Origin of the sequence: Eudoraea chungangensis (genome assembly GCF_029360665.1) — a bacterium.
GTDB lineage: Bacteria > Bacteroidota > Bacteroidia > Flavobacteriales > Flavobacteriaceae > Eudoraea > Eudoraea chungangensis.
Genome location: NZ_JARDUB010000003.1, coordinates 645,938 through 662,335, shown reverse-complemented (window position 1 = coordinate 662,335; position 16,398 = coordinate 645,938). Strand labels below are relative to the sequence as shown.

The following is a 16,398-nucleotide window of genomic DNA, read 5'->3' as shown; positions in this document are numbered from 1 at the left end:
TTATTTTGATGTTTCTTTTAATAATGCTACTGCTTTTTCTCTCTTTTTTTCGTATCCCGAAATCTTGCCAACAAGGATATATAACATGGGATAGAAAAACACTCCTAAGAGAGTGGCCAAAGTCATTCCTCCTAATAGAGCCATCCCCATAACTTTCCGCGCTTCAGCACCAGAACCGGATGCAATTACCAAAGGGAAGACACCTAGAATAAATGAAAAAGCAGTCATTAGTATTGGTCTAAATCTAGACTTCGCAGCCTCTAAGGCCGCCTCATAAAGACTTGCTCCTTTTTTAAATTCATCATTTGCAAATTCGACAATCAAAATGGCATTCTTTGCCGCCATTCCTATAAGCATAACAAAAGATACCTGAGCAAAAATATTGTTTTCAAAAGTAGGACTGAATATTCTGGCTATCCAAAGAAAAATTAAAGCACCAAATATGGCGAATGGAGTTCCCATTAAAATGGAGAAAGGTAAAGACCAACTTTCATATTGGGCCGCTAGGATTAAGAAAACAAATACTAAGGAAAAAGTAAGGATAATCATTAAGGAGCCCGAGGCTTGTTTCTCTTGGTACGACATGGCATTCCAGGCATAAGTCATATCGGGAGGAAGTACTTCATCACCTACTTCTTCTAAAGCTGTCATTACTTCTGCAGAGGTATAACCGGGTGCAGGACTGCCAGTTACCTCTACAGATCTATATAGATTAAATCGAGTGGTGTAGTCCGGACCAGAAATTGGTTTTACGGTTGCAATGGTCCTTAGAGGGACCATATTGCCCTGATTGTTCTTCACAAAGAAATTATTTATCTGCTCTTCATTTACCCTGTACTCTGGTTCTGCCTGTATATAGGTTTTATATAAACGACCAAAACGGGTGAAATTATTTACATAGGCTCCACCCATAAACGCTCCGATCGTAGTATATAGATCATTTAGGGATACCCCTAATTTTAAAGCTTTTTCTTTGTCGATATCCAAATATCGCTGAGGTACGTTTGCCTGAAAAGTGGTAAATGCAGCTCCCACTTCCGGGCGTTGGTTTGCAGCTTGAATAAACTTCATGGTATTTTCACCAAGATAATTCGCGGTGTTACCACCACGGTCTTGAACCATAAGACTAAATCCGGAACCATTACCGAGCCCGGGTAAGGCGGGTGGTCCAAATGCAAAAATTTGGGCCCCTTCCAATTTCTGGGCAAATGTTTTGTTTAGTTCTGCGATTACTTCTCTGGCTGTTCGCTCTCTTTCTCCCCATTCGCTTAAGGTTACGAACATTAGTCCGTTATTCGGAACGGCAGATCCTGCTAGGATACTATAACCAACTACCGTAGTTAGGTATTCAATGTCTGGATTGTCTAAGACTATTTCTTCAGCCGCCTTGGCAATGGCATCTGTTCGTTGAATAGATGCGGCATTGGGAAGCTGGATATTAACAAAAAAATATCCCATATCCTCTTCCGGAATAAATCCGCCGGGGACCAAACTGCCAAATATTCCTGCTCCTATCGTCATTAGGACAATAAACACAACTCCCCTCTTTAGTTTTCGTGTTACTATATTTGTAAAACTCATATAAGCCTCAGTAGATTTATCCATTCCCTGGTTGAATTTTCCAAAGAATTTTCCAAGTAAGCCTTTATATGGTTTAGGCTCTTTTAGCAACAAGGAAGAAAGAGCAGGGCTTAAGGTTAATGCGTTGACTGAAGATACCAAAACGGATACTACAATTGTTATCGCAAATTGTTGATATAGTAAGCCAGTAATTCCCGCCATTCCCGCCACTGGGATAAAAACGGCAACCAGTACAAGGGTGGTAGCAATAACCGGTGCGGAAACTTTTCGCATTGCGTCTAAAGTAGCTTCCTTTGAACCCATACCTTTGGCAATATTTACCTGCACTGCCTCAACCACAACAATAGCATCATCTACCACGATTCCTATTGCAAGGACCAGTCCAAGTAAGGAAAGTACATTTATAGTAAATCCTAAAATTGGAAAAAATATAAAAGCTCCAATCAAGGAGACAGGAATCGCTAAGGTAGGAATAAGGGTGGCACGCCAATCCTGAATAAAGATAAACACAACTAAAACCACAAGAAGTAAGGCTATAACAAGGGTAACCACTATATCTTTTATACCAGCAGTTATGGGTAATGTAGAATCTAAAGCTACTTCGTATTTAATACCTTCCGGAAAATTTTTCGAAAGATTGTCCATTTCGCTAATTAAATTTTGAGCTAATTCTACAGCATTTGATCCTGGGGCCTGGTATACGGAAATTATGGCACATGTTTCTTTGTTCATCCTGGGTATCATAGCATAAGTTTCAACCCCTAGATTTACTGAAGCAATATCTCTAATTTTTACCTGAGACCCGTCTTCATTTGTTCTAACCACAATATCCTCAAATGCTTCTGCAGAATTAAACCGTTCGGGTAAGCGCACCGTATAAGTAAATTCTGTGCCGGGAGGTGCAGGTTCTGCTCCAAACTTCCCGCCGGGAACAATCACATTTTGTTCGTTAATGGCATTCAAAATTTCCGGAACCGTTATTCCCATTTTTGAAAGTAAATCAGGTTTTACCCAAATTCTCATAGAATAATCGGAGGTTCCCATTATATCTACTCTCCCGATTCCTTTAATCCTCGATAACTGATCTTTTATGTTAATTAAGGCATAATTACCCAAAAATTCCTGGTCATAACGTCCGTCAGAGGTTAAGGTCATGGCCATCATTATATTCGGCAACGACTTTTTAGTGGAAACACCGAATTTTGTAACTTCTTGTGGTAATTTGGCTGAGGCTGCGGAGACTCTGTTTTGAGCCAAAACCGTATTCATATCCGGATCCGTACCAACATCAAAGGAAATATCAATGACCATAGTTCCATCATTGGCGTTGGTCGACTTCATGTAGATCATATTATCAACCCCATTTATTTCTTGTTCCAATGGTGTGGCAACAGACTCTTCTACACTTATGGCATTTGCTCCTGTATACGTGCCACGTACCTGAACAATTGGTGGTGTAAGATTAGGATACTGTTCAATAGGAAGTCCTAAAAGGGATACGCTACCTACTATTACGATGACTATGGCTATAACTATGGCCACAATAGGCCGATGCACAAAAAAATTTCCGGAACTGTCCGCCATATTTCTATTCTTTTATATCTTTTTCAGCACTGTAAGTAGTCTCTACAGGATTAATTTCCATGCCCGATGCTACCTTTTGCAATCCATCGATTACTACTTTATCTTTTGGTTTTAAGCCTTCTGTGATTATCCAAAGGTCCTCAATTTTATTACCTATGGACACTTGTCTAGATTTTAGAATATTACCTTCTTCAACAACAAATACAGAATATTGTCCTTGCAGTTCGGTTACGCATTTTTGGGGAACCAAGATGGCATCTTTCGCAGTTTCAAACTCCACCCTTATTTTTGCATACATTCCAGGTCTAAGTAGACCTTTACTATTATTGAAGGAGGCCTGAACTAAAATGGAACCTGTATTGGCATCAATCGCCCTGCCTAAAAATTCTACATTTCCTTCTTCGTCATAGACCGTTCCATCTGCTAGTACTAGAGTGAGATTGTTTTCATTTTTTGGATTTTCTCTTTTAATCGTGCCATCTTCAGCAATCCTATCGTTATAGTCGCGAGCAACAGATAAATACTCCGACTCCGTAAGAAAAAATTCCACGCGCATTCTATTAATATCAGATACAATATTTAGAATCACAGGATTAGGATCTCTGCCTACAAATTCTCCTTTCCTGGCTTCAGTCTTTCCAATAAGTCCATTAATTGGAGATACTATTCGGGTATAACTAAGATTAATTTCCGCCATACGTAAATTTGCCTTAGCTGCTTCAAGAGATGCGGCCGCTGCATCTCTGCTTGCTTGTGCTGCATCCAAGTCACTCTTACTAACCGCGTTGATTTCTGCCAAAGGTTTGTATCTAGTCAACTCGTTTTCGGCATTGACCAAATAAGTCTGTGCTTCTGCCACCATGCTTTCTTGGGAGGCTACCTTTTCAACAAAAGGTTGGGCATCTATAGTATAAAGAAGCTGACCTTTTTTAACCGGGTAGCCCTCTTCAAAATGTAAACCCTCTAAATAGCCTTCTACCCTTGCTCTTATAGGGATATCCTGAAATCCGTAAACCTGGCCAACAAACTCTCTTTCCAAGGGCACGTCTTTTACCAGCACTTCTAAAACATTTATAGGTGGAATGGGTTTGGTTGTAGGATCTTTGTCTTTGCATGAAGTGGTCAGTATAAAACTCCCTATTACAAGGACCATGATTTGGAAGAAGAATTTTTGATCCATAATGATATGCTAATAAAATTACTATTGGAAATACAATTTAAACGGGTAATTTAATGATTATTGAGGAATAAATAATAAGATAAAACAGATTAGTTGAGGTTTTTAATCCTGAAAGAATTATTCTAATACTTCTCGTGGTCGCGTTTAATAGTTGATTGCTATTTGATAGATTATTGTATCTTGGTCTTTATAACGTGAAAGGTTCCTGTTAAAGTGGTTGGAATTATAAACAGGATGTCTCTCCCTGTTATACCAAACTATTTCGAGGCGTTAAAAATGTAAATATGAAAAAAATTACATCCCTTAAGGGTATCTCCTTCTTACTATTAGTGGGTTTTCTAATGACTGGGGTAAAACTATCTGCTCAAGAAGACAAGAATAAGTTGTTGACAGACCGGTTTTTGGCTAGGGCGGCCTTGTTTGTTCCAGACAGGCAGGTGGAGGTAGGGGTAGATGCCAATCTAGAAATTACGGAATTAGGAGGTATTGATTTCGATAGAACCTTTGGTATAGGGGGTGCGCAAACAACTTTTAATATGGATTTTACATGGCGTTTTTCTAAATCTAAGTTATGGTCCGTTACAGGGCAATATTTTAGGGTTAGTGCGAGAGGAGAGGCAGTTTTAGAAGAAGATGTTGTTTGGGAAGACGTAACTTTTGAGGCTGGAAGTGGTGTAAGTGCTGGTTTTGGCTTTTCATTATTCCGCGCCTTCTTTGGACGAGTTATTAGCACTGGAGATAAGCATGAGCTGGGAGCAGGTCTTGGAATCCACGCGGTAAGACCTGATGCCTTTGTGGAAGGGAATGCCACAATAAATGGTCAAGATGTTGGCTTTCGAAGACAAGACGTGGACATACTGTTGCCGCTTCCAAATATTGGTGCATGGTACACATGGGCCCCGTCTAAAAGATGGTCTTTTATGGCCAATGTAGATTGGCTGTTTATTAACATTGGAGATATTTCAGGAGGTTTGTGGAATATAAGTCCCAGAGTAAATTTTCAGATTATAGATAATCTAGGTTTAAGTGTTGCTTATCATTATCTTAACTATTATGCCGAATTCAACAATAAAAACTGGAAAGGCAATTTTGACATGGCATTTACCGGACCTTCTTTTGGGGTAACGGCAAACTTTTAAGCTGTGTTGTATACTGAGAATGGAATAAGAAAGTTTCTATTCCAGTTCGTTAAGTTTTCTTACTATCTCTTTAAAACAGTTCTCAAGGATTTTTTCTTTTTTCATGTCTTTGTATAAGTAAACATTTTTGTTCTTAAAGTTGTCTACTTCTACTTCTGTAACCCATTCAGGATGCAACATGACTTCAATTATTGCGATATCCCATAAGACTCTTTCTTCTCTTCCCCCATCGTCATGATTGTACCAGTGCTGGATTAGATATTCCCCTAAAGGATGAATTCCTGAAAGAATTTGTTTAGTCTCCTCAAAATTAGACTTCATCTGATTTACTTCACTTACCGGAATTATATGCATTTCTAATTGGGTAGCCAGGAGCATTTCTATGGCTTGTGGATCCATCATAGGATTAAAATCCGTTCGAGTAGAAACTGCATTTTCAAAGTCGTATTGTGTGCCTAACCAATAGAGTTTAATTTTTGGGGTTATACTGGGGTCTATAAAAATGGCAGAAGCAATGTTGGTAAGTGCCCCTAAGGCGATTACAGTTAGTTTTTCACCATTTTTTTGAAGATGTGCCTGCTTTATTAAATTATAGGCGGCCGCCGAATGCACTGCCATGTCACCCCAGTCGTACATGCGTCTATGGCCTCCCCTAATTACCTTGGTGTTTTCTGGTTTTAAATAGGCTGTTAATACCTGATTGAGACGATGGCTATCTTCCATGCTGCGAGCTGTAGACCATTGACTTCCTTGCCATTGGGCCGCACTCAGTGCTTGAATATCCCAGTCGGGAACTGCAAAAGCTCTTACAATGGCATAAGGATCATCTACCTCATTAGCAGTATCTGCGTCTAATATAACTTTGGTTTTTACTTGTGCAGACAGCCCTATACTAAAGCCGAGAATACACAGAAAATGAAAGACTTTCATATTTTTTTGGTATTTCAGTTAAAGATATAGCTCTTCCGAAATTAATCAAAATTACCATGTTCCTTTTAGGCTTTAATTTTTAAAGACTAAGCTTATAAATAAAGGATTACTTATTTGATCCAGTATTGCGTTTTTTGTCTTTCAATGCCCAATAAAGGCCTTTAACGCCTTCTACCCAATGATCAAAAAGAAAAATTAAGCTGATTTCTTCAATGGTTTCCAGAACTCCTATGATCAACATGGTATAGAAAAGCCAATATATTGGTCCAAAAAAGAGTAGCATAAGGATAAATAAGGCTTGTATAATTGCGGATATTTTAGCTAGATAAGTATGAAAGGCTGTAGCTTTTCCGTATTTTTTGAATGCCAGTACCATCTGAACTAGGTAAGGAGTAAAGGCGATAGTGAGCAGGAGATAGTTCCCTTTTATAAAGCCTGGTTCAAAATAGAATATTCCTATAAGACCCATTACGAAAGTAAGCTGATCTCCATAGGAATCGAGCTGTGAGCCTCTTGCGCTGGAAATTTTTAATTTTCTTGCCAGAAAGCCATCAATGGCGTCTGTACTATAACTGATTAGCAAAAACCAACTAAACCAATCTTTCTGATCTATGAGAATAAAAGTTAATAGAATGGGTACGGCTGCTATGCGGTAAAAGGAGAACCAATCTGCAATATTAAAATTCTTAAAAAAAGACATTTTCCCTATTTCAATATAGACAATAGACACAGCTTTGAATTAGGATTATCTAAAACAATCCGTCACCTATTTTAGGTTTGCCATGGCCCTACTGTCAGAACTTTTGAGGATATAATGTCATTAATTATATGTATTAGACCTATGACTTTGGTCATAGGACTTTACGTATTCTCTGATTAAATTGAAATTCTCTACCAATACCATTATGAAAAGGATATTAATTGCTACAGATTATTCTAAAGCAGCTGAAACAGCACTTCATACCGCATGTTTTCTGGCTGAGAAATTAGAAGCGGAGGTACAGGCTGTAAACGTTTTTGAAATGACCCCATCGTATATGAGTACACTTAGTTTGGGCTATGCCCAAAAGGAAAAAAGGCTTATACAGGAAAATAGAGAGCGACTGATAAATTTTTGTGCGCGTAAAAGCCAAGAGAATGCAGGCTGGGAAATTTCTAATGTACATTTAAAAGAACACAGCATCGCTTCTGAAGCAATTATAAAGCTGGCAGAAGAAATAAAGGCCGATCTTATTATTGTTGGCATGCATCGTGGAAATAGGTGGAAAGAATTTTTTATGGGGAGCACTGCCACCAACCTAATAAAAGGATCTTTGGTTCCTCTCCTTGCCGTTCCCGATGAATTTATCCTGCAGGACCTAAAATCTTTTGTTTACGCAACGGATTTTGAAGAAGCGGATATACTCGCTATAAAATCTCTAGCAGAAATTGCCAGATGTCTTGAGAAGCCAATAAAATTAATTCATATTTCAACCGAAAAAGAATATGCCGGTATGCAGCAGTTAGAGTGGTTTAAGGAAATGCTGAAAGAACAGGTTTCTTATTCTAGAATTAGTTTTGAACTAATCCTTTCCAACAATATTCAAATCGCCTTAAACACTTACTTAAATAATGTTACTAACGCTATATTGGTGATGTTAGAGAGAGAGGATAAAGATAGTTTTCTTAATTTCTGGCGCCTCGATATGGTTGAAAAAATGAAGCTCGAAAGAATATACCCGCTATGGAGTTTTAAAAAAGAAAGTCTGCGAGAGTTTCTACGGAAAGAATCAAAGTAAGAAAACGATTTAATTCTTGTAATATTCATAAAGGTTTGGATTCAAATAGGGTCTTGTTTTTATTTTGAAACGATTGATTTTATTTGTAATTTATAAAGGAGGGTAGGGTGTTGACAAAAAAAAAGCGTCTTTCTTTTTGTCAGCTCATATTATAAATAGTTATATCCCATAGCTCAAAGTTGTTTAAAACTTAAATACATTTATTATGAATCCACTTTTGATATTTTTTCTTGTTCTCACGATGTTTTTGTTGTCCGGAATACGAATAGTTTTTGAGTACAAAAGAGCTCTAAAATTTCGCTTTGGGAAGTATATTAAAATCTTACAGCCAGGGTTGAGATGGATAATTCCTATTGTTGAATCTATTCAGGTAGTAGACATAAGAGTAATTACTATTAATATTATTTCACAAGAGGTAATGACTGAAGATAATGTGCCCTGTAGTATTGATGGGGTGGTCTTTTTTAAAATTAACAATCCCGAAAAGGCAGTGTTGGAAGTAGAGGAATTTTCATTTGCTATTACCCAGCTTGCTCAGGCGGCACTGCGGGATGTTTGCGGAAAAGTAGAATTAGATACAATCCTATCAAAAAGAGAGGAAATGGGCAAAAATATCAAGGCCATTGTAGAACAGGAGACACACGAATGGGGAATAGAAATTATTGATGTGAAGATTAAGGACATTCAACTTCCTGAAAACATGAGGCGAATGATGGCAAATCAAGCAGAAGCGGAACGTTCTAGAAGAGCTAGAATAATCCTGGCTCAGGCTGAAGAACAAGCTGCTGGAAAACTCCTAGAAGCAGGATTGCAGATGGATAAGTCTCCTTCGGCCATTAAATTGAGACTATACCAAACCTTGTCGAATATTGCAGCAGAAAAAAATTCCACCATCTTGTTTCCATTTCCAGAAGAAGTGCTTCCTAGAATTAATAAGGATGATTCTTCCAGCTAAACAAAAGTATTGCCTATAACACCAAAGTATTATATTCATAAATCAAGTGGTTTTATTTCCCAAGTGTTTTCAGAAGATTTCAATGCCAATGATTTAGGCGATAAAAATTTAGTCGTGAGCGGTGGTCTTTCGTATCGCCTTGTAGACATTGATATACCATCTCTCTTTTTAATCAATAGCATTATCTCCCCTTTGGTATCAAGGAGAACCTCACTAAAACTATAATCGTAGATATTTAATTGAAAATTATTTTTACCTCTAAAAGACTTGGTAACTAAAATACCAAGAGCATAACCTTCTTGAAATTCGGTGATATTTAAATACTCTGGTTTTATGACTTCCTTGCCATTTTTATCAATAAAGCCATAGACAGTAATCCCCTCTTCGGACATAGTACTTTTTATCATACACCTTCCATCTACAAACCTAGGGTATGAAGAAGAAATGAAGTCTTTTTCGGTAATCATGGATTTTTCTTGCCAAACCAAATCATTTCGAAAATCAATTACAAGTTCTCCTTTTTTATTGATGAACCCCCAGGTTTCCCCCTTACGAACGGCGGCTAAACCTTCATTAAATGGAGCAATTTCATCAAGACCAGAAAGATTCTGAGCAAAAATGATAAAAGGGAAAAGGAAAACCGAAAGAAATAAAACTGACTTTTTCATGATGTTTAATTTTGGGATTTATTATAGCACAAAACTATTATAGCATCGGGAGTACTGCAATGACCTTGGTCATCCATTATCTAGTTGCCACCCCCTTAACTTTTGTAGTATTCTATTAGTCCTTTATTTGGGTTGGTAGATCGATCCTGAATTTTGTCAGAGCACATGTTTCGAAGTGAATTAGCTTTTATCTCTATCTGGGCATACCGTGTTTGGAACAGATAATTCGCGAAGTTCGAAGAAAGGTATTTTTGGGTATAATTATAAGAGTAAGAGTTAGATCTAGGTTTGGAAATTTTAAAAGAATCTAGGGTAAAACTAAATGTTCTTCACCTATGAGAGTATTATATGCAGTTCTATTACCTCAAAATACAGACTATCTTGCTTAACATGCTGCAGTACCAATCTCTTCATGGCTACATATTTTTAAAATAGTTTCTAGTTAACGCATAAACAAAAGGAATACTATAAATTTGTAATCGTATATTTTTTTCTTGCTATGAGTAAAGCTATTTACATTGCCACAACAGAATCAAACAGCGGAAAATCTATTCTCTCCATAGGTCTTATGAATATGTTGTTGGGCAAAGCAGCCAAGGTTGGGTACTTTAGGCCAATTATTGATGACTATCCCGATGGGGAAATGGATAATCATATTTACACTATTCTTAATTACTTCGATATAAAAATGGAGTATCCGGAGACCTTTGCCGTTACCAGGTCTGAAGTAATTCAAAAGCATAACCAAGACAAAAACGACGAGGTACTCGATAAGATAATTGAAAAATATAAAGCGATAGAATCTAAGTTCGATTTTATTCTTGTTGAGGGTACGGATTTCTCAGGAGAAGGTTCTATAATTGAGTGGGATATTAATGTGTTAACGGCAAAAAATTTAGGGATACCTACTGTAATTATTAATACAGGGGTGGGGAAGACTTTGGAAGAATTAGTAGACAACCTCTATTTAGCTTACGATTCATTTATAGAAAAAGGAGTTGAAGTCTTGATGGTAATAGCCAATATGGTTCAGCCAGAAAATATAGACTTGGTTAATCAAGGGCTAGTTAAGGCCTTAAAAAGAAACGTTTTGGTCGGAGTTATCCCTTTAAATCCTGTATTGGGAAATCCAAGTGTGAAGGAAATTGTAAAAGAGTTGGAAGGGAAAGTGCTTTTTGGGGAACAGTACCTTAACAATCAAGTGAGTAATTTTAGCGTTGGGGCCATGCAACTGCGTAACTATCTTACGCACTTTAAAGAAAATGGATTAATAATTACCCCTGGAGATAGATCAGATATTGTATTGGGAGCCTTACAGGCCAACCTTTCATCTAATTACCCAACAGCGTCTGGCATTATTCTCACCGGGGGACTTATTCCTGAAGAACCTGTTATTAGGCTTATTGAAGGCTTGTCCGACGTAGTACCGATTATCTCTGTTTCTGAAGGCACCTTTGCCGTGGCGAACAGAACAGGTGCTATACGACCTAAGATTTATGCGGAAAACAAACAGAAGATAGAAACATCTATCAATGATTTTACAAAATATGTACCCGTAAATGAATTAGCAGCAAGGCTAATTACCTCGCAGGCTAACGGGATAACTCCGAGGATGTTCCAATACAATTTATTAAAACGGGCTCAAAAAAACATTAAACACATCGTTTTGCCAGAAGGCACAGACGATCGGGTTCTTATAGCGGCCCATGACCTAACCAATGCCAATGCTGTAAAAATTACTTTATTGGGTAAGAAAGAACAGATTGAAGAGAGGGCAAAACAATTAGATATACGCCTCGATTTTAGCAAGATTTCTATTATTGATCCGATACATTCTGAATATTTCGATGATTATGCTGTTACATTATTCGAGCTAAGGAAAAACAAGAATGTTGACTTGTCTATGGCCAGAGACCTAATGGCGGATATCTCCTATTTCGGAACCATGATGGTTTATAAAGGGCATGCAGATGGGATGGTTTCCGGAGCTATTCATACCACCCAGCATACCATAAGACCGGCCTTACAAATTATAAAGACTCAGACCAGTGTTTCCATTGTCTCCTCAGTATTTTTTATGTGCCTAGAGGATAGGGTTACGGTTTACGGTGACTGTGCTATTAATCCCAATCCAACCGCCATACAGTTGGCCGAAATTGCCATTACTTCGGCTAAGACGAGTATTGCTTTTGGCATTGAGCCAAAAATTGCCATGCTGTCTTACTCCTCGGGAACATCTGGTGTAGGGGAGGATGTAGAGAAGGTAAGGGAGGCAACAGCCATAGTTAAGGACAGAGCTCCGAAAATAAAAATTGAAGGGCCTATACAATACGACGCGGCAGTTGACAAAAAGGTAGGGAAGTCTAAAATGCCTGAGTCGGATGTAGCCGGGGAGGCAACGGTTTTTATCTTCCCGGATTTAAATACAGGGAATAACACCTATAAGGCGGTGCAAAGAGAAACAGGTGCCTTGGCTATTGGCCCTATACTTCAAGGTCTAAACAAACCTGTTAATGACTTAAGCAGGGGGAGTACCACCAGAGATATATTTAATACAGTTATCATCACCGCCATTCAGGCACAAGCAATGGAAGAGAGTTAAAAATGCTAATACTTATTATAAATTCTGGGAGTTCATCCATAAAATTTCAATTAGTTGAAATGCCGGGAGAAATAGTACTTTCTCACGGGATTATAGAGCGAATTGGTGGGAAAACTTCTCAGTTGACTTATCAAAATAAGAATGTTAAAATAAAGGAGGAAATAGCTATAAAAACCCATCTTGAGGGCTTGGAAGCTATAGTTGCCCTTTTATTAGATACAGAAAAGGGTAGCATATCTAGCGCTGAAGATGTATCCGCAATTGGTCATAGGGTGGTGCATGGAGGAAATGATTTTAGTGATACTACTTTGATAAATCGAGAGGTAAAAGAAGCCATAGATAGATTGGGAACACTGGCTCCTCTGCATAATCCACATAATTTAGCCGGGATTACTGTTGCAGAAAAATTATTTCCAAAGGCAAAACAAGTCGCTGTTTTTGATACGGCCTTTCATCAAACCATTCCTGAAAAGGCAAAAAAATATGCTATTTCAAATGTATTATACGACGAAAATGGAATTCAACTCTATGGGTTTCACGGTACAAGTCATAAATATGTTACCGAAAAAGTAAATGGTTATTTTGGAAATTCTTTAGAAAATATAATTTCAATTCACTTGGGGAATGGTTGCAGTATTACGGCGGTTAAGAATGGTAAGAGTATCGATCATAGTTTAGGTTTTGCCCCTTCTAACGGCTTAATAATGGGTAGTCGTAGTGGCGATATTGATCATTCCATCATTTTTTATATGGTTAGGAATTTAGGTTATAAATTAGAGGAAGTAGAAGCGTTGTTGAACAAAAGTAGCGGAATGCTTGGTTTAAGTGGATTAACAGATTTACGAGATATTCAAAGGACTGCTAAAGAAGGGGATTTAAATTGCATAATGGCCCTGGAAATGAATGCCTATCGGATAAAGAAGTATATAGGTAGCTACACTGCGGTCTTAAATGGTTTAGACGCCATTATATTTACAGCAGGGATAGGAGAAAATTCTTCCCTGATAAGAGAAATGGTATGCAGGGATATGTCTTTTTTTGGGATAAGTTTAGATCGAGAGAAAAACAGTGAGCATAGGCATCATTTAAGGGAAATACAGGAGGTTGATTCTAAAGTTAAAATTTTGGTGGTGCCTACTAATGAAGAAGCAGAAATTGCCAAACAAACCTATGCCTTAGTAAAAGAGAATAAAATTTAATTGAGAGATGAAAACAGGCTTGGTGCTTTCCGGAGGAGGTTTTAGGGGGTTAGCCCATATAGGAATTCTAAAAGCTTTAGAAGAAAGAGAAATAGTTCCTTCTTCTATTGCTGGGACAAGTGCAGGAGCAATAGTAGGTGCCTTGTTTGCGGCTGGATTAAACTGGAAAGAAATACTTCATTTTTTTAAAACAGTAGATGTTTTTAGTTTAAAGAAGTTTGCCCTTACGAAACCAGGTCTTGTTGATTCAGAAAAGTTTCACAAGGAGTTTACCCACTTATTTAAAGAAGATAGCTTTGAGTCTTTAAACATTCCCCTATATATTACCGCTACAAATATATTAGAAGGTAATTTGCGTGTATTTTCAAGTGGCCCATTAATTAAACCCTTGTTGGCTTCTGCCGCTTTTCCAGGTATGTTTACTCCGGTAGAAATAGATAAGGAGTTCTACGTAGATGGAGGAGTACTGAATAATTTTCCGGTAGATCTCATTAAAGACCACTGTGATAAGATAATTGGGGCTTATGTTAATCCCTTTGTGAAAGTCACCATGAACGATTTAAAGTATTCCTACAATGTATTGGAAAGGGCATACCAAATAAGGGCCGCTAAGACTTCTTTGGAAAAATTTAATGATTGTAGTCTTGTTATTTCACCAAAAGACTTGGTGAATCATGGTACTTTTACCGTAAAAGATATGGATGCTGTTTTTAATCTTGGATATCAGGCAGCGGTAGAGTCTCTAGAGCAGCATAAGCATTTGATATTTTAAAAATAAGTAGGAGAACTTAAAAAAATAGGGTGCCCCTCAAGACCTTACTACATGGACGAGTTTAGTTGTATGAGGAACACCCAGAAAATCCAAGGGATTTATTTAATTTCTACGATGGTAGGTTTGGATTTTTCAATTTCTTCTTTTTTTAGAAGATTAAAGCGTAAAATGCCATTTTCATAAACCGCCTTGATTTCTTCTTCTTTTAAATTTTCGGGTAAGACTAACCTTCTTTCAAAAGCCCTGTAGCTAAATTCTTTGCGAGTAAAACTTTCATCCTTTTCGTCCTCTTCAGAAGATTTTTCAGCTTTAACAATTAAGGTGCCCTCCTCCAGAGTAACTACGAAGTCTTTTTTTTCGAAACCTGGGGCCGCTATTTCAATTTCAAATTTATCCTCTGTTTCTTTAATGTTTAGAGCAGGTTCTCCTTTTCTGCCATTCCAGAAATTGTCATTTAACCATCGATTGCTCCAAAATCGATTGTCAAAAAAATCTTCCATATCAAAAAAATCGGAAGTGACTAAGTCCGTCACAAATGGCTTTCTTTTTTTATTCATTTTAATACGTGACATAGTAGTAAATTTTTTGGGTTCAACTTTATTTAAGCTTAAAAGTAAGGTCATTATAACTCCCTTGAAATGATTTAAATCAGCTTAGGAAACCACTTTCCTAGAGGAAGTTATATGATGTCGCCTGTTTCCAATGGTTAGTTGGTCTTTTAGATTAATCTAGCGGTTTTTATTTAAGACATTTTTGGATATATTCGCAGCCTATGGACTATTATCTTATTACAACTGCTTTAGTGTTTATTTCAGCGACCTTTGGATATTTAAACACTCGATTTATTAAGCTGCCTAGTACCATTGGCCTCACAGTAATTACCATTGTTTTTACCTTTTTTATTTTTGCATTGAGCTATTTTGATGATACCTTGTTAAATGCCGAGCGCTATATCATTAGTCATATAGATTTTAGAGCAGTACTTCTAGATATTATGCTTAGTTTTTTACTTTTCGCCGGAGCTTTGCATACAGATTTGCAACAACTTCGAACACTGCGTTGGCCGGTACTTTTATTTGCCACTTTTGGAGTCTTGGTGTCTACTTTTCTAATAGGCGGAGTAGTGTTTCTCATGTTGGAGGGAATAGGTCTGCAAGTCGATTTAATTTACTGTTTTCTGTTTGGGGCATTAATTTCTCCTACCGACCCAATTGCCGTCTTAGGAATTCTAAAGAAGGCCGAGGTACCCAAGAAGTTGGAAATGAAAATTGTTGGGGAATCGTTATTTAACGACGGGGTTGGGGTAGTAATCTTTTTAACTATTTATGGTCTTGCAAGTGGTTCTAACCAAGAGTTTTCCCTTATAAGTGTATTGGAATTGTTTGTTGTTGAAGTTGGCGGTGGAATACTGTTAGGGGCTTTACTTGGATGGATTACATACCAGTTAATGAAGTCTATTAATGATTACAATATAGAAGTGATACTAACCCTTTCGGCAGTGATGACCGGTAGCGCTATTGCGTCTTATTTGCATATATCAGGACCATTGGCGATGGTCGTTGCCGGATTAATGATAGGCGGGCACAAAGTACGCGCGCAGGCCATGTCAGAGCAAACGCAGGGATACGTTGATAAGTTTTGGGAGTTGATAGATATTTTATTGAACACTATACTATTTGTTTTAATTGGTATGGAGCTATTAGTCCTAGACCTAGAATCTGAGTTTATTTTGGCAGGGGTATTAACAATTCCAATAGCCCTTTTATGCAGGTTTATTTCGTTATCGGGCCCGGTAGCAATATTTAAGAAAAAGTTAGATTTTGTTCCATATACAAATATAATTATGACCTGGGGGGGGCTACGAGGGGCTATTTCCATTGCCTTGGCACTTGGACTAACCGTGGAGATGCACAGGGATCTTTTTTTGGTGATGACCTATGTGGTAGTAATCTTTTCAATCATCGTGCAAGGGCTCACAGTGGGTAAATTAGTTGAAAGACTACGATGAAC

Annotated in this window: 13 protein-coding genes; 7 read left to right on the top strand and 6 right to left on the bottom strand. The window is 37.7% G+C overall.

What is annotated here, in order from left to right; genetic code table 11:
* Both PXG98_RS09815 and PXG98_RS09810 read right to left on the bottom strand, forming a co-directional pair.
* A complete protein-coding gene (locus PXG98_RS09815; protein ID WP_276390682.1) occupies positions 1–3,165 on the bottom strand; it encodes an efflux RND transporter permease subunit in 3,165 nt (1,054 codons plus the stop codon).
* 4 nt (positions 3,166–3,169) lie between these two features.
* Positions 3,170–4,345 (bottom strand): efflux RND transporter periplasmic adaptor subunit, encoded by a 1,176-nt coding sequence (locus PXG98_RS09810; protein WP_276390680.1) that lies wholly within the window; start codon positions 4,343–4,345, stop codon positions 3,170–3,172.
* Positions 4,346–4,629: 284 nt separating this feature from the next.
* On the opposite strand from PXG98_RS09810, the gene PXG98_RS09805 reads away from it, so the two are divergent.
* Complete coding sequence (locus PXG98_RS09805) at positions 4,630–5,484, top strand: hypothetical protein (protein WP_276390678.1); 855 nt, start codon at positions 4,630–4,632, stop codon at positions 5,482–5,484.
* Positions 5,485–5,520: 36 nt separating this feature from the next.
* Here the strand turns inward: PXG98_RS09805 and PXG98_RS09800 are convergent, their stop codons facing one another.
* On the bottom strand, positions 5,521–6,414 hold the full coding sequence (locus tag PXG98_RS09800) for a nucleoside hydrolase (RefSeq protein ID WP_276390676.1): 894 nt from the start codon (positions 6,412–6,414) through the stop codon (positions 5,521–5,523).
* Positions 6,415–6,520: 106 nt separating this feature from the next.
* On the bottom strand, positions 6,521–7,114 hold the full coding sequence (locus tag PXG98_RS09795; protein ID WP_276390674.1) for a CDP-alcohol phosphatidyltransferase family protein: 594 nt from the start codon (positions 7,112–7,114) through the stop codon (positions 6,521–6,523).
* A 205-nt stretch (positions 7,115–7,319) separates the two neighbouring features.
* Between PXG98_RS09795 and PXG98_RS09790 the strand changes: the two genes are divergently transcribed.
* Both PXG98_RS09790 and PXG98_RS09785 read left to right on the top strand, forming a co-directional pair.
* A complete protein-coding gene (locus PXG98_RS09790; protein ID WP_276390673.1) occupies positions 7,320–8,192 on the top strand; it encodes a universal stress protein in 873 nt (290 codons plus the stop codon).
* Between the two features lie 205 nt (positions 8,193–8,397).
* On the top strand, positions 8,398–9,147 hold the full coding sequence (locus tag PXG98_RS09785) for a slipin family protein (protein WP_276390672.1): 750 nt from the start codon (positions 8,398–8,400) through the stop codon (positions 9,145–9,147).
* Between the two features lie 35 nt (positions 9,148–9,182).
* Here the strand turns inward: PXG98_RS09785 and PXG98_RS09780 are convergent, their stop codons facing one another.
* On the bottom strand, positions 9,183–9,815 hold the full coding sequence (locus PXG98_RS09780; RefSeq protein ID WP_276390671.1) for a WG repeat-containing protein: 633 nt from the start codon (positions 9,813–9,815) through the stop codon (positions 9,183–9,185).
* A 499-nt stretch (positions 9,816–10,314) separates the two neighbouring features.
* Here PXG98_RS09780 and pta point away from each other — a divergent pair, with 499 nt between their 5' ends.
* From pta to PXG98_RS09765, 3 genes are read left to right on the top strand one after another with little or no spacing between them, the layout of a single operon-like run.
* Positions 10,315–12,417, top strand: coding sequence for a phosphate acetyltransferase (pta, locus tag PXG98_RS09775; RefSeq protein WP_276390670.1), 2,103 nt, complete (start codon positions 10,315–10,317; stop codon positions 12,415–12,417).
* A 2-nt stretch (positions 12,418–12,419) separates the two neighbouring features.
* Positions 12,420–13,616 (top strand): acetate/propionate family kinase, encoded by a 1,197-nt coding sequence (locus PXG98_RS09770; protein ID WP_276390668.1) that lies wholly within the window; start codon positions 12,420–12,422, stop codon positions 13,614–13,616.
* Between the two features lie 7 nt (positions 13,617–13,623).
* Positions 13,624–14,388 (top strand): patatin-like phospholipase family protein, encoded by a 765-nt coding sequence (locus tag PXG98_RS09765; protein ID WP_276390667.1) that lies wholly within the window; start codon positions 13,624–13,626, stop codon positions 14,386–14,388.
* Between the two features lie 98 nt (positions 14,389–14,486).
* Here the strand turns inward: PXG98_RS09765 and PXG98_RS09760 are convergent, their stop codons facing one another.
* The gene (locus PXG98_RS09760) at positions 14,487–14,960 is read right to left on the bottom strand and encodes an Hsp20/alpha crystallin family protein (RefSeq protein ID WP_276390666.1); all 474 of its coding nucleotides are present in this window, start codon (positions 14,958–14,960) and stop codon (positions 14,487–14,489) included.
* A gap of 200 nt (positions 14,961–15,160) precedes the next feature.
* Between PXG98_RS09760 and PXG98_RS09755 the strand changes: the two genes are divergently transcribed.
* A complete protein-coding gene (locus tag PXG98_RS09755) occupies positions 15,161–16,396 on the top strand; it encodes a cation:proton antiporter (protein ID WP_276390665.1) in 1,236 nt (411 codons plus the stop codon).
* Positions 16,397–16,398 lie beyond the last annotated feature (2 nt).

Bases quoted from the DNA above. Each gene is read 5' to 3' on its own strand.
- PXG98_RS09805 (WP_276390678.1), top strand. From the start codon at position 4,630: ATGAAAAAAATTACATCCCTTAAGGGTATCTCCTTCTTACTATTAGTG.
- PXG98_RS09780 (WP_276390671.1), bottom strand. From the start codon at position 9,815: ATGAAAAAGTCAGTTTTATTTCTTTCGGTTTTCCTTTTCCCTTTTATC.
- PXG98_RS09795 (WP_276390674.1), bottom strand. From the start codon at position 7,114: ATGTCTTTTTTTAAGAATTTTAATATTGCAGATTGGTTCTCCTTTTAC.
- PXG98_RS09790 (WP_276390673.1), top strand. From the start codon at position 7,320: ATGAAAAGGATATTAATTGCTACAGATTATTCTAAAGCAGCTGAAACA.
- PXG98_RS09760 (WP_276390666.1), bottom strand. From the start codon at position 14,960: ATGTCACGTATTAAAATGAATAAAAAAAGAAAGCCATTTGTGACGGAC.
- PXG98_RS09770 (WP_276390668.1), top strand. From the start codon at position 12,420: ATGCTAATACTTATTATAAATTCTGGGAGTTCATCCATAAAATTTCAA.
- PXG98_RS09800 (WP_276390676.1), bottom strand. From the start codon at position 6,414: ATGAAAGTCTTTCATTTTCTGTGTATTCTCGGCTTTAGTATAGGGCTG.
- PXG98_RS09785 (WP_276390672.1), top strand. From the start codon at position 8,398: ATGAATCCACTTTTGATATTTTTTCTTGTTCTCACGATGTTTTTGTTG.
- pta (WP_276390670.1), top strand. From the start codon at position 10,315: ATGAGTAAAGCTATTTACATTGCCACAACAGAATCAAACAGCGGAAAA.
- PXG98_RS09765 (WP_276390667.1), top strand. From the start codon at position 13,624: ATGAAAACAGGCTTGGTGCTTTCCGGAGGAGGTTTTAGGGGGTTAGCC.
- PXG98_RS09810 (WP_276390680.1), bottom strand. From the start codon at position 4,345: ATGGATCAAAAATTCTTCTTCCAAATCATGGTCCTTGTAATAGGGAGT.
- PXG98_RS09755 (WP_276390665.1), top strand. From the start codon at position 15,161: ATGGACTATTATCTTATTACAACTGCTTTAGTGTTTATTTCAGCGACC.
- PXG98_RS09815 (WP_276390682.1), bottom strand. From the start codon at position 3,165: ATGGCGGACAGTTCCGGAAATTTTTTTGTGCATCGGCCTATTGTGGCC.